Genomic DNA, 12,638 nt, shown 5'->3' on the forward strand with positions numbered 1-12,638 from the left:
TCATCCGGCCCTGCGGGATTGGGTGAGTTGTCGACGGGAGTGCTCATTCTGTCACCACGATATCGCCGGCCGCGAGGCCTGAGAGTATTTCGACCTGTGTCACTCCGCCGATCTCCAGGGTTTCGCCAGCGACCACGGCGCGCTCGACGACCTGATCGTTTTCACGCACGGCGACGAAGTTGACGCCTGACCTGTTCGACAGGGAGGCTGCCGGCACCACGAGTGCCCGGCGTTTGCCGATCGGCAGTTCCACCAAAACCCTTGCCGCGACGAAATCGGTATCGAGTCCGTCTACCTCGACATCGGCTGTCACCCGGCCACCTTCGATCTGCGGATAGATCTTCACGAGTTCGCCTTCGAGCGTCGTGCCGCTCGCTTCGATGCGGATCGGCGCCCCCTGTGTCAGGTCCTGTGCATGACGCTCGGGGATCGCGAGCCGCAGGAAGAAGCCGCCGCCGGCGATGGTCGCAATCGTCTCGCCTGCCATGACGACGGAATCGCTGGTCACGGGAACGGCGATGATACGCCCTTCAGAGGGGGCCAGCACTGCGCCTTCCGACGCCTGCTGGACTAGAACGGAGCGCTGGGCTTCTGCCTGGCGTACCTGGTTGGTCATGACGTCCAGCTGGGTCTTCAACTGATCGAGGCGCTGGGTGCTGGTAGCGCCACTGCGCACCAGCCGGTCAGCACGATCCAGTTCGACCTGAGCATCCCGCAGAGAAGCGTTCAGGCCCTGAAGCTGGGCATCGACGGCCTTGATCTGGAAGTCGATCTTGTCGTCCTTCACCTCGGCGATCACATCGCCAGCCTTGACGATGTCGCCTTCGGTGACATTCAGCTGGACGAGGGTGCCGCCCAGCCTTGCTCGGGCCAGTACGCTGTTGCGTGGCTGGATCTGGCCGTAGACCGCCTTCATCTCTGTGATGTCGACGGCTTCGAGTTTGAGATCAGCGGCATGGCTGACGGTCAGTCCCATGGCTGTCGCAGCCGCAAACAGGGCGATGAAGGCGGATTTCGGCATGACTTGTTCCTTAGAATGCTGTGCCGGGGCGAAGCCCCAGCTTGCGGAAAATCGTGGCCGCCGGGCAGAAGCCGGTGAAGGCCGACTGTATCATGTTCACGCCGATAAAAGCGGTGAACCAGACGAAACCTGGATGCACGAAGTATGTCAGCAGGAGGGAAAGCAGGATCATGAACCCTGCAAAGACGAGAACGGCGCGATCGATCGACATGTTTTTCTCCTTAAGATACATATCTACGATGATACGTATATATTAGATAAGCTTGTGTCAAGCCGTCATCCGCAGAATGGATGACGGTGTCGGCTGCCGCGTCAGGCGGCGCAGTCGGATGTTTTGCAGAAGCTGTCGTATAGAGTGCCGATGATGGCGCGCGCCGGTTCGCTCTCGATCCGGTACCAGATGGTCTGACCGTCACGCCGTCCCATGATGATCTTTTCCCGGCGCAACAACGCCAGATGCTGCGACACGGTGCTGTCGCGGATCCCTAGGAATTCGGCAAGCTGACCGACGGAATGCTCGCCGTCGGCAAGGCGGCAGAGGATCAGCAGTCGATATCGATTGGATAGCGACTTGAGGAGTTCGCTGGCCATATCGGCACCAGCCTTCATCTGTTCAGGATCAATCTTCATAGATACGAATATATATGAGAAATCGGCACTGGCAAGTGTTGACACCTACGACAGATCTTAAATATATAAAAAACGTTATGTGTAAAGCGGCGACTTCGGTGGGCAGCCGTCTCAAGAAGGAGTTCTCATGAGCATTCGCAGCATCGATCCAAGTTTCCATGTCACCGGACAGATCAAGCCGCAGGAGCTGCAAGCGATTGCCGAACTCGGCTTCAAGGCCATCGTCTGCATGCGGCCGGACAAAGAAGGCTTCTTTCAGCCGGCCTTTGACGAAATTGCAAATTCAGCCCGTGAGGTCGGGCTCGACGCGCATTATCTTCCGGTAGTCCCGGGCTCCATATCCTTTGATCAGGCGCGCGAGCTGAAAGCGATCATCAGCCGGCAGTCGGGACCGATCCTCGCTTATTGCGCATCCGGCCAGCGATGTGCCGCAGCCTATGATCTTGCCAAACGCGTTCCCTGAAGCGGAGCGATGCGTCCCATGGTGCCTTCAGATCTTCGTTGATTAGGGCTGACTACTAAAATTACCAATCGACGGCATCGGTGAATTGCCGTCCTATGCGCAACTCTGATCTGGAGTTGTGCCCATGGATCAATTGCGTGCCAAACTTGATCGGGACCGATTGGTCGTCCATCCCGGTGTCGAGAAGCATCTCGGGGAACCCGTGTGGCAATTGGCGAGCGGCTATCTTGGCCATTCCGGCTTCGACAGGGCTGTGCTCGCCTATTGCCGCAGCATGGTGGAAGCCAATGCCTTCCGCTGGCCAGCCAACAAGATCTTCGCGCAGAAGATGCGCTACATCACCTGCTATATGCTGATCGGGCTGTCGGCACGTTTCGAGGAGGGCACGGGCCCTGCGCCGACCATGACCCTGCTGCAGACGTTGGTGCCCGGCAGCGCTCGCCAGGTCAGCGATCTCATTTCGGGGCTGCGGGCCGGTGGCTATGTCGTGGCAGAACAGAATGCGCGAGACCGGCGAGAAATCAGGTTGCGTCCAACGCCGCCCCTCGTCATGGAGATCGCCCGCTCCCCTCTTGCCTTCATTGCCGCGTCCGCAATGCTTGAAGGCCATTCGCTTCGGGAGGTCCTGGACGCCGATGTGTCGCTGGTCTACCGCCTGATCGGCCGATCGACCATTGCCTTCCAGTCGATGGATGTCCTGTTCACGCCCTTCGAGACGGTCGTCGACTTTACCGGTCGCGACAGCGGATATCTCATTCTTTGTGCAGTCATGGGTGCCCACCTGGCCGGCGCGCTGGGTGAAGACTGGCCGCTTGCGCTCACCTATGATGCATTGTCGCAGCGGTTTCAGGTGTCTCGCCAGCACGTTGGAAATGTACTGGCGATCGCGACGACGCAGGGGAGACTCAGCATTCACGGTGGTCGGATCGGCGCGGTCGAGCCCTCGCTGCTGCAAGAATTTTCCTGGTGGAGTGCCGGACAGATGGCGCATTTCACCATGCTCGCCCGATGACGGCCATGTCCGTGGCATCAGTTGCGGATTCTCCTGATTGATTTAGATATTCTTTAATTACTGGTGGGCTAAATTGATTTGGAGTGCAGGGCAGGCCTCTGCCGCCGGGATCCCCGGTGAACCAATATCGTGACACGGTGCCAGCCGACGTAGGCTTGCAGCAGGAGGAAATCGCAGATGAATACGACGTCGAACACCGCCGATGCCCTCGAAATCATCGCCTTTCGGCTTCATCAACAGGAGTTCTGCGTCAAGACGACATCGATCCGCGAAATCCGCGGTTGGGCTCCGGTTACGCCCATCCCGCACTCGCCCTATGAAGTTCTCGGCGTCATGAACCTTCGCGGAACGGTCATCCCGATCGTCGATCTCGCCGTGAAGCTCGGCATGCCGGCCGCCCAGGCGACGGAGCGCAGTGCCGTGGTCGTCACCGAAGTCAACGGCATGACCGTCGGTCTGCTGGTCGACGGCGTCTCCGACATTCTGACCGTGTCTGGCAGCACGCTGCAGCCTCTTCCTGCTGCGACCGGTCCAAGTGCAGCCTTCTCCGATGGCATCATCGCCCATGACAAGAGCATGATCTGCTTCCTCAGCCTCGAGCGCATGTTCGGCGATGACGACCCGTCCGCCTGGGGCATGGCAGCCTGAAATAACTCCGGGGGCGTAAGCCCCCTTAAGTCTTCCGGCCGACGCTGACTGACCATCACACTTTGCTTGCGATTCTGCCCGAAAGCGGCGTCGCTTGGGCGCGGCCCCTGGTGGAGCTGCGACTTCATCAAGTGTTAGGGGCCAGCTCTGATAGCGAACAGCTTCCGAAATTCCCATGTTTGTAGCAGGATGTCGCCGGTCGAGCGCCGAGGTGACGCCGTGTCTGCATAATCGGACAAAAGCCCTTCTGGGCTACCTGGGCGAAGGCCTTGCCGGCACGCATGGACGCGAGTGGCCTCAGGGCCGCCGGTTGTGTTTTAGATGCGCGCCCTTCAGGCCGCCGTGTCCAGGGTCTGTAGATCGCGTCGTGCTGCATAGGCCGGGGCCGCCGCCGCGCAGACGTCGACGTGCGACAACACTTCGTCGGCGAAGGCCTGTGCATTCAAGATCGCCTTCTCGCTGCCTGGAGTCTGGGCGTTGTCCAGCTTTCGAAGCGGGCGATGCATGTCAAACATTTCGCGGAAGGCGGCGCGTTCGGCAATCGGTGTGTCGAAGACACGGATGTCCTGTTCCGACAGCAGACGCTTCACCGCCTGCATCGATCGCGTCGTGATGGCCGGATTGACCCTGGACAGGACGACGGAATGCGGGATGCGGATGCCGGCCTTACGGTCGAGGTAGCGCAGGAGATCGAGGACCTGAGCGCCGCCCTGGGCGTCCATGCTCGAGCCCTGGATCGGAACGATGACGTGATCCGACAAGCCGACGGCCGAGGCGAGCAGGGGTGACTGTAGGCCCGGCAGATCGATGATGACGAAATCCCACTGGCTGCGGCGCTCGTGGACGATCTTCTGGATCGTCGGCGCCGACACATAGGTTTCGATGGAGAGCCTCGGCATCAATGCTGCGCCTTCGTACCACTTCGAGAACCACCGCTGGGGGTCGGCGTCTATCACGCAAACTCGATAGTTGCGGTGGAGAAGTTCAGTGGTCAGAAGGAGGGCCGCAGTTGTTTTTCCTGCGCCACCCTTCGTGTTCGCGAAGGTGATCACTGCCATTGGGTATTCCTGTCTCGAATAGCGGGAGCCGGAATCGCTCATGCGGAGGCACAGGCATCGTGCGTCGGGAAATATAAAGAAAACTGGTTAACAGAAAATTACGAAATTTAGGGAGGGCGAGCCGTAACCCCTGTATTTCAGGGCTTTCTCGTTCTCCTGCTTTGCCTATACTCGGCCAGTGCGGTCGGGTCGGTTAACCTTTCGACCTTCGAGGTTGCGGTGTGGGACGGTGAAGTGTAGCTAAAGTTTATGCTGCGATGCACAACATATAATAGTACTTTTGGACTTTACAGGTCTCGAGCCTTTGCCTATGCATAATGCCAGGCACCGTGGAGGCGGTGTCTTTTCAAGGGAGGACATCATGACATTTCTTCGCAAGCTTGCGCTCAGCGCAAGCGTGATTGCACTCGGCTGCTCGTCTGCCATGGCTGCAGACCTGACCGTTGGCTTCTCGCAGATCGGTTCGGAATCCGGCTGGCGCGCTGCTGAAACTTCCGTCACCAAGCTTGAGGCTGAAAAGCGCGGCATCGAACTGAAGTTCGCCGACGCACAGCAGAAGCAGGAAAACCAGATCAAGGCTATCAGAGGCTTCATCGCCCAGGGCGTTGACGCCATTCTCGTCGCACCTGTCGTCGCAACTGGCTGGGAAGACGTTCTGACCGAAGCCAAGGAAGCCGAAATCCCGGTCATCCTGCTCGACCGCGGCGTTGACGCTCCGCAGGATCTTTACCTGACCTCGGTCGCTTCCGACCAGGTGAAGGAAGGCCGCGTTGCCGGCGAATGGCTTGTCAACACCGTCGGCGACAAGCCGTGCAAGGTCGTTGAGCTTCAGGGTACCGTCGGTTCAACGCCTGCGATCAACCGCAAGAAGGGCTTCGAAGAGGCTATTGCCGGCAAGGCGAACATCACCATTGCCCGCAGCCAGACCGGTGACTTCACCCGCGCCAAGGGTAAGGAAGTCATGGAAGGCTTCCTGAAGGCCGAAAATGGCGGCAAGGACATCTGCGCCATGTACGCCCACAACGACGACATGGCCGTCGGCGCCATCCAGGCGATCAAGGATGCCGGCCTTAAGCCGGGCACTGACATTCTCGTCGTCTCGATTGACGCTGTTCCGGATATCTTCGCCGCCATGGTTGCCGGTGAAGCCAATGCGACCGTGGAACTGACGCCGAACATGGCAGGCCCTGCCTTCGATGCGCTCGACGCATTCATGAAGGACGGCAAGCAGCCGGAGAAGTTCATCATCACGGAATCCAAGCTCTACACGCCTGCGGACAACCCGCAGGGCGAGTATGACAACCGCAAGGGCCTCGGTTACTAAGGTAACCCTCCCGGCCGAGACCCCGCCCCACCCTGGTGGCGGGGTCTCTGTCGCTTTCTCCCGGCTTCGATCGGGGATAGCTTCATGGGAGAGGGGGAAGAGGCAATGACCGAGCATCCATCGATCGTGCTTGCAGCGGCGGGCATCACCAAAACATTCGGAAATCATACGGCGCTCGACGGCGTCGATATCGCGTTTCATCGGGGCGAAGTACACGCACTCCTCGGCGAAAACGGTGCCGGCAAATCGACGTTGATCAAGATCCTGACGGGCGCCTACATTCCCGATGGCGGAATGATCTCCGTCGATGGCGAGAACGTCAATTTCACGACGCCACAGCAGGCCCAGGCACTCGGCATCGGCACGGTTTATCAGGAGGTCAACCTTCTGCCGAACATGACCGTGATCGACAATCTCTTCATCGGCCGACAGCCGACCAACCGCTTCGGTCTGGTCGACAAGCGTCGGATGGAGCGCGAATCCCGCGAAATACTGACCACCTATGGTCTCGACATCGATGTGAAGGCCGAGCTTTCGACCTTTTCCGTTGCCGTCCAGCAGATCATTGCGATCGCGCGCGCCGTCGAACTCTCCGGCAAGGTGCTGATCCTCGACGAGCCGACCGCCAGTCTGGATCGGTCGGAGGTCGAGAAGCTCTTCGGCATCGTCCGGCAACTGCGCGACCGTGGGCTTGCCATCGTCTTCATCACCCATTTCCTCGATCAGGTCTTCGAACTCTCGGACCGCGTGACGGTTCTGCGTAATGGACGCCTTGTCGGGACGCAGGCGATTGCCTCGCTCGATCGGACCAGCCTGGTACGCATGATGCTCGGCAAGGACCTGGCATTCCATCATCCCGACGTTCTCGGCGAAGAGGGCGAAGTCGGCGAGACGCTGATGCAGTTCGAAGGTTTCGGTCTCACCAACAGCGTCCAGCCCTTCGACCTGAAGATCCATCGCGGCGAAGTCGTCGGTGTGGCCGGGCTGCTCGGCTCCGGTCGTACCGAGATGGCGCGGCTGATGTTCGGCATCGATCAGGCAGACAGCGGCTCGATCACGATCGACGGCTCGACGCGTCAGGTGCGTAATCCGCGCGAGGCGGTCGAACTCGGCTTTGGCTTCTGCCCGGAAGATCGCAAGATCGACGGCATCTTCGGCGACCTCTCCGTGCGCGAGAATATCGTGATCGCCATGCAGGCCCGGCTCGGCTGGTTCAAGGCGCTCAACCGCGACGAACAGCTGGAAATTGCCGGCAACTTTATCGAGGCGCTCGACATCCGCACGGCGTCTGCCGAGCTTCCGGTCAAGCTGCTCTCCGGCGGCAACCAGCAGAAGGTGATCCTCGCCCGGTGGCTCGCCACCGACCCGCGTTTCCTGATCCTCGACGAGCCGACGCGCGGCATCGATGTCGGTGCCCATGCCGAAATCGTGCGCATGATCAGCCGATTGCGGGAAGACGGATTGGCTCTCGTCGTCATATCCTCAGAGCTCGACGAGATCGTCAGCTATTCCTCGCGTGTTGTCGTCATGCGCGATCGCAAGATGGTCGCCGAACTGCATGGCGCCGACATCACTCCCGGTGTCATCGTCCAGACCATCGCCGCGCTGCCGGCGGAGGTCGAGGCATGAAAAGGCTTTCCATGTCGCGCATCATTTCCCCGCAGCTACTTGCCTTGGCCGGTGTGCTGTTCTTCAACTGGCTGGTCTTTCCCGGTTTCTTCAACATCACATGGCAGGATGGCCGGCTGTTCGGCAGCCTGATTGACGTCATCAATCGCGGTGCACCCGTCGCAATCCTGGCGATCGGGATGACCGCGATCATCGCGACCAAGGGGGTAGACCTTTCGGTTGGTGCCGTGATGGCGGTCGCCGGAGCTGTCGCTGCGACCTCAGCCGTCGCCGGGCAGCCCCTGATCGTGACGCTTGCCGCGGCGCTTGCCATTGGAGTGCTGTGCGGTCTCTGGAACGGAGTTCTGGTCGCCTATCTCGGCATCCAGCCCTTCGTCGCCACACTGGTGCTGATGGTGGCGGGGCGAGGGGTGGCACAGCTGATTACCGAGGGGTCGATCGTCACCTTCTCCGATCCGGCGCTGATCTTTGTCGGCACAGGTTCGCTTTTCGGACTGCCGATGCCGGCCGTCATCGCGATCGTTCTCATGATCGTTGCGCATCTCTTCATGCGGCGCACGGCAATCGGCCTGTTCATCGAAGCCATTGGCATCAATCTTTCGGCGGCCAATTATACGGGGCTCCGCAGCAGGCTCGTGATCCTTTGCATCTATGCCTTCGGTGGATTTTGCGCAGCTATGGCCGGCATCATCGCCGCTGCCGATATTCGCGGGGCCGATGCCAACAATGCCGGCCTCTGGCTCGAGCTCGACGCGATCCTCGCGGTCGTCATCGGCGGTACATCGCTGCTCGGCGGGCGCTTCTCGATCCCGATGTCGGTGATGGGCGCGATCATCATCCAGGCGATGAATACCGGCGTGCTCGTCTCGGGCTTCCCGCCGGAATTCAACCTGATCGTCAAGGCCGGCATGATCATCATCATTCTGGTGCTGCAATCGGCCCGGATCGCCCAGTTGCTCGGGCGCAAGTTCGGCCCACGCCAGGCGGTTCCGACCACCCCCACAAAGACCGCAGACCAAACTTCGGGACAGGCACGATGAATCCGCGTTATCGCCCTCTCGCCGCGACCACACTCATCTTCGTGATCGCCTACGCCATCTGCATTTTCCAGTTTCCGGCGATGTGGTCGACGCGGGTGTTCGGCAACTTCCTGACGGACAATGCCTTTCTCGGCATCGCGGCAGTTGGAGCCACCTTCGTCATCATTTCCGGCGGCATCGATCTCTCCGTCGGGGCGGTGATCGGCCTGACCGGCGTGATCACGGCCATTCTGATTTCCTGGGTCGGCATCCATCCCATGGCGGTCTTTGCGATCGTGCTGGTTCTGGCCGCGGCCTTCGGGGCGTCGATGGGCGCGGTCATTCATTTCCTACAGGTGCCACCCTTCATCGTGACGCTGGCCGGCATGTTTCTCGCTCGCGGTCTGGCATCGGTGCTCAGCCAGGATTCCATCCCGATCGACCACGAATTCTATCGGACGATCTCCAGCCTCTACTACCGGCTGCCCGGTGGCGGACGTCTGAGCTTCATCGGCCTGCTGATGCTCGCCACCTTCCTCGTCTTCGGGTTCATCGCCCACAAGACGCGGTTCGGCTCCTATGTCTACGCCATCGGTGGCAACGTCAATTCCGCGTCGCTGATGGGGGTTCCGACCGGGCAAGTGACCATCGGCATCTATGCCTTGTCGTCCTTCCTGGGCGGGCTCGCGGGGATCGTCTACTCGCTCTACACTTCCGCGGGCTACCCGCTGGCGGCGGTCGGCATCGAACTTGACTCGATTGCAGCCGTGGTGATAGGCGGAACCTTGTTGACGGGCGGTTATGGTTTCATCTTCGGAACCCTGATCGGGGTCATGCTGCAGGGCCTTGTCCAGACTTACATCGTCTTCGATGGGACGCTCTCCAGCTGGTGGACTAAAATCGCCATCGGGTTCCTGCTGTTCATGTTCATCTTGCTTCAGAAGCTGGTGTTTACCGCGCAGACCGGGCGTACGCGCCTGAAGAAGGCCCCTGCATGAGTGAGCCGGGGAGCCTTCTTCGCTCCCTGTCCGGGCGGTCGACGGCGCGTAACTACCATTCGCATGTGATCAACGAGATCGGGGCCGGGGTTATCTCCGGCCGTTACCCGATCGGCACGACACTGCCGAATGATGCTGAATTGATGGAGGAATTCGAGGTCTCGCGCACGGTGTTGCGCGAGGCCTTGAAGACTTTGGAGGCCAAGGGGCTGCTCGAAGCCCGCCCGAAAGTTGGCACCAAGGTCGCCAAGAAAAGCCGCTGGAGCCTTTATGATCCGCAGGTGCTCGCCTGGCACCTGGAAGCTCCGGTTGATGCGGAGTTTCTGTCCGGTCTGCATGAGGTGCGCCGTTCGCTGGAGCCGCAGGCGGCGGCCGAGGTGGCGCGGCGTCGCACCGCCGACCAGATCCGCCTGATGCTCTACTGGATCCACCAGATGGAGACCTCGCTCGGCTCCTTGCAGAATTTTGCACTCGCGGATTTCGAACTGCACCGCATCATCGCGGATTCGGCGCATAATCCCTTCGTGCGGGCACTATACGGCGTCATCGAACTTGCCCATGCGCTGGCCTACAAGGCGCTGATGGCGGCACCGGATCCCTGCCTTCTGGACGCGGTCCTCGACAAACACCGGCTCTTGGTCAACCGGATCGAGTATGGCGACGAGGCCGGAGCCAGAAATGCCATGCTCGAGACCATTGAGCACGACCGCGAGGTGGCGCAGCGATCCGGCTGACACGCTCCAGGGTTGGCTGAGGTCGACAAGTTCAGAGAGCGAGCGCGTCCTTGAGTGTGCGGGCTTCGGCCATGGTGAGGTCGAGATCGGCCTCAATATGGTCGATGTGGTGCAGCATGAGATGCGTCGCCTTCTTGGTGTCGCCCTTTTCCAGCGCATTCAGGATTTCGTCGTGCTCGTCATGTCCGCAGCTCGAAATGCCGGTGCGGCCGTAAAGCGCGATGACGAGAGACGAGCGGGCGACAAGTTCGTCCATGAATTTTTCCAGCACTTGGTTGCCCGCCACCTTGGCCAGCATCAGGTGGAAATCACCCGACGCCTTAATCTCGGCGCGTCTTGCGTTCGCGCCGCGTTCGGTGCGGTAACGCGCCTCTTCCTTCAGGTGTTCGCGCAGGGCGGCGATATCGGAAGGCGTGATGCGCTCGGCGGCGGCGGCAATGATGCCGGCCTCGATCAGGCGGCGCGATGCGAAGACCTGGCGTGCCTCTTCCGTGCTCGGATTAGAGACGAAGGCCCCCCGATTTCTCTCGGTGCGGACCAGACCCTCGAAGGCCAGCATCTGCAGCGCGTCGCGCACGACCGTCCGGCTGACGTCGAAAAGCGTGCCGACTTCGGCTTCGGAGAGCTTTGTGCCGGGGGCAAGGCGTCGGTCGACGATCGCGTCACGCAAAGCGTCGCGGATCGCCCGGGCGCGGTCTTCGAGATTGGGGTCGAGTTGCCTGCGGAGTGAGCTGTTGGCGGTCATGGGATCATCCGGTGTCTGATAGTCTTGTAGCCCGCAGATCGAACTTGCGAAAGATCTATCCGACACCAAGGCTCCATAAGATTGCATACAATTTAGATCTCAATTTGAAGGCAATCGATTAATTGCTGTGCATGCAGTCGTATCAGTTGCTCATTCCTTTTGCGCTGCAGCAATTGCTTTCATGGGATTCAAGCACTTAGCGACGTGGCGTCGAACTGGCACGGCTTATGCATCGTCCTTTGCGAGACGAAGGAGCCGCCATGACGAAAGCCGCCGACATCGAACTCGCTGCCGTGACCAAGGTTTACGGTGCTGCGACTGCAGTTCATGCCATCAGCCTCAAGATTCCGGCTGGTACTTACTGCTGCCTGCTCGGCCCTTCCGGTTGCGGCAAGACATCGACGCTCAGAATGGTCGCCGGGCATGAAAGCGTGTCGTCTGGCGATGTTGTCTTCGGCAATAACAATGTGACCACGCTGCCGCCTGCGCAGCGTGGCACGGCGATGATGTTCCAGTCCTATGCGCTGTTCCCGCATCTCGATCTTGTCGACAATGTTGCGTTCAGCCTGAAGATGAAGGGTGTCGACAAGGAGACGCGCCGCGCGCAAGCGCTGGAGATGCTCAAGCTGATGCAGCTCGAGCCCTATGCCGAGCGTCGTCCGGCCCAGTTGTCCGGTGGACAGCAGCAGCGCGTAGCACTTGCGCGTGCCTTGATCACGAGGCCCGAGGCTTTGCTGCTAGATGAGCCCCTCTCTGCGCTCGACCCGTTTCTTAAGATCCGCATGCGCGCCGAACTGAAGAAACTGCAGACCTCGCTCGGCATCACTTTCGTGCATGTGACCCACAGCCAGGAAGAGGCGATGGCGCTCGCCGATTTGATCGTCGTGATGAACGAGGGGCGCATCGAGCAGGCGGCGACGCCGCGTGCTGTCTTCGAGCGGCCGGCCACGGCCTTTGTCGCGCGCTTCATGGGCGACCACAATGTGCTCACCGGGCGCATCGTCGAGCGCACCGCCGATGGCTTGTTTATCGAGGTGATCGGTGGCGGCCGCTTCTTCGCGCTCGGTGCAGCACCTGTCGAGGATGAAGCGGCCGATATCGCAATCCGCACGGATCATGTGCGCATTGGTGCTGTGCCGGCCGATGGTCTCGGCTTCGACGGTATCGTCTCGAATGTCGAATATCTCGGCGCCAAGGTGAAGCTGACCGTCACCACCGCCTTTACCGATGAATTCACCGCCGTCCTTACGGACGCGGCCTTCTTTGCCTCTCCGGTTCGCGTCGGGGAAGGCGTCACCCTGTCATGGGATCAGCCGGATTCGATCGTCCTCGGACGCATCGTGAAGTGAAGTCAAAC

The 12,638-nt window shown here is 60.3% G+C and carries 14 protein-coding genes; 9 read left to right on the plus strand and 5 right to left on the minus strand.

The genetic code is table 11. The features are described 5' to 3' along the window. Nucleotides 1-43: 43 nt before the first annotated feature. From BSY240_RS18180 to BSY240_RS18190, 3 genes are all read right to left on the minus strand, one after another. Nucleotides 44-1,021 (minus strand): efflux RND transporter periplasmic adaptor subunit, encoded by a 978-nt coding sequence (locus tag BSY240_RS18180; protein ID WP_083229674.1) that lies wholly within the window; start codon nucleotides 1,019-1,021, stop codon nucleotides 44-46. A 10-nt stretch (nucleotides 1,022-1,031) separates the two neighbouring features. Next, nucleotides 1,032-1,232 carry a YgaP family membrane protein gene (locus BSY240_RS18185; protein WP_006724805.1) on the minus strand — a complete coding sequence of 67 codons (201 nt, stop codon included), beginning with the start codon at nucleotides 1,230-1,232 and terminating at the stop codon, nucleotides 1,032-1,034. A 101-nt stretch (nucleotides 1,233-1,333) separates the two neighbouring features. Further along, complete coding sequence (locus BSY240_RS18190; RefSeq protein WP_006724804.1) at nucleotides 1,334-1,651, minus strand: ArsR/SmtB family transcription factor; 318 nt, start codon at nucleotides 1,649-1,651, stop codon at nucleotides 1,334-1,336. Between the two features lie 127 nt (nucleotides 1,652-1,778). Here BSY240_RS18190 and BSY240_RS18195 point away from each other — a divergent pair, with 127 nt between their 5' ends. From BSY240_RS18195 to BSY240_RS18205, 3 genes are all read left to right on the plus strand, one after another. After that, nucleotides 1,779-2,114 (plus strand): beta-lactamase hydrolase domain-containing protein, encoded by a 336-nt coding sequence (locus BSY240_RS18195; protein ID WP_069043247.1) that lies wholly within the window; start codon nucleotides 1,779-1,781, stop codon nucleotides 2,112-2,114. 124 nt (nucleotides 2,115-2,238) lie between these two features. Continuing rightward, nucleotides 2,239-3,126 carry a MarR family transcriptional regulator gene (locus BSY240_RS18200; RefSeq protein ID WP_069043248.1) on the plus strand — a complete coding sequence of 296 codons (888 nt, stop codon included), beginning with the start codon at nucleotides 2,239-2,241 and terminating at the stop codon, nucleotides 3,124-3,126. A 177-nt stretch (nucleotides 3,127-3,303) separates the two neighbouring features. Further along, entirely contained in the window at nucleotides 3,304-3,774 is a 471-nt protein-coding gene (locus BSY240_RS18205) for a chemotaxis protein CheW (protein WP_054147833.1), read from the plus strand. Nucleotides 3,775-4,106: 332 nt separating this feature from the next. On the opposite strand, the gene BSY240_RS18210 is transcribed toward BSY240_RS18205, so the two are convergent. Beyond that, nucleotides 4,107-4,832: a ParA family protein gene (locus tag BSY240_RS18210; protein ID WP_069043249.1), complete on the minus strand. Its 726-nt coding sequence runs from the start codon at nucleotides 4,830-4,832 to the stop codon at nucleotides 4,107-4,109. Nucleotides 4,833-5,193: 361 nt separating this feature from the next. Between BSY240_RS18210 and ytfQ the strand changes: the two genes are divergently transcribed. The 5 genes from ytfQ to BSY240_RS18235 all read left to right on the plus strand — a co-directional run bounded on the left by ytfQ (nucleotide 5,194) and on the right by BSY240_RS18235 (nucleotide 10,536). After that, nucleotides 5,194-6,156 (plus strand): galactofuranose ABC transporter, galactofuranose-binding protein YtfQ, encoded by a 963-nt coding sequence (gene ytfQ, locus BSY240_RS18215; RefSeq protein ID WP_054147835.1) that lies wholly within the window; start codon nucleotides 5,194-5,196, stop codon nucleotides 6,154-6,156. A 105-nt stretch (nucleotides 6,157-6,261) separates the two neighbouring features. Beyond that, nucleotides 6,262-7,785 carry a sugar ABC transporter ATP-binding protein gene (locus tag BSY240_RS18220; RefSeq protein ID WP_069043250.1) on the plus strand — a complete coding sequence of 508 codons (1,524 nt, stop codon included), beginning with the start codon at nucleotides 6,262-6,264 and terminating at the stop codon, nucleotides 7,783-7,785. Further along, nucleotides 7,782-8,825, plus strand: coding sequence for an ABC transporter permease (locus tag BSY240_RS18225; protein WP_069043251.1), 1,044 nt, complete (start codon nucleotides 7,782-7,784; stop codon nucleotides 8,823-8,825). The genes BSY240_RS18220 and BSY240_RS18225 overlap by 4 nt, the downstream gene beginning before the upstream one ends. Then, nucleotides 8,822-9,802: a galactofuranose ABC transporter, permease protein YjfF gene (gene yjfF, locus BSY240_RS18230; RefSeq protein ID WP_054147838.1), complete on the plus strand. Its 981-nt coding sequence runs from the start codon at nucleotides 8,822-8,824 to the stop codon at nucleotides 9,800-9,802. Before BSY240_RS18225 ends, yjfF begins: the two co-directional genes overlap by 4 nt. After that, complete coding sequence (locus BSY240_RS18235; RefSeq protein WP_069043252.1) at nucleotides 9,799-10,536, plus strand: FadR/GntR family transcriptional regulator; 738 nt, start codon at nucleotides 9,799-9,801, stop codon at nucleotides 10,534-10,536. The genes yjfF and BSY240_RS18235 overlap by 4 nt, the downstream gene beginning before the upstream one ends. 31 nt (nucleotides 10,537-10,567) lie before the next feature. Here BSY240_RS18235 and BSY240_RS18240 read toward each other — a convergent pair whose 3' ends face one another. Next, the gene (locus BSY240_RS18240) at nucleotides 10,568-11,281 is read right to left on the minus strand and encodes a GntR family transcriptional regulator (RefSeq protein WP_054147840.1); all 714 of its coding nucleotides are present in this window, start codon (nucleotides 11,279-11,281) and stop codon (nucleotides 10,568-10,570) included. 260 nt (nucleotides 11,282-11,541) lie between these two features. Between BSY240_RS18240 and BSY240_RS18245 the strand changes: the two genes are divergently transcribed. After that, nucleotides 11,542-12,630: an ABC transporter ATP-binding protein gene (locus BSY240_RS18245; RefSeq protein WP_069043253.1), complete on the plus strand. Its 1,089-nt coding sequence runs from the start codon at nucleotides 11,542-11,544 to the stop codon at nucleotides 12,628-12,630. The last annotated feature ends 8 nt before the right edge of the window (nucleotides 12,631-12,638 follow it).

It is taken from the genome of Agrobacterium sp. RAC06, assembly GCF_001713475.1.
Classification (GTDB): Bacteria; Pseudomonadota; Alphaproteobacteria; order Rhizobiales; family Rhizobiaceae; genus Allorhizobium.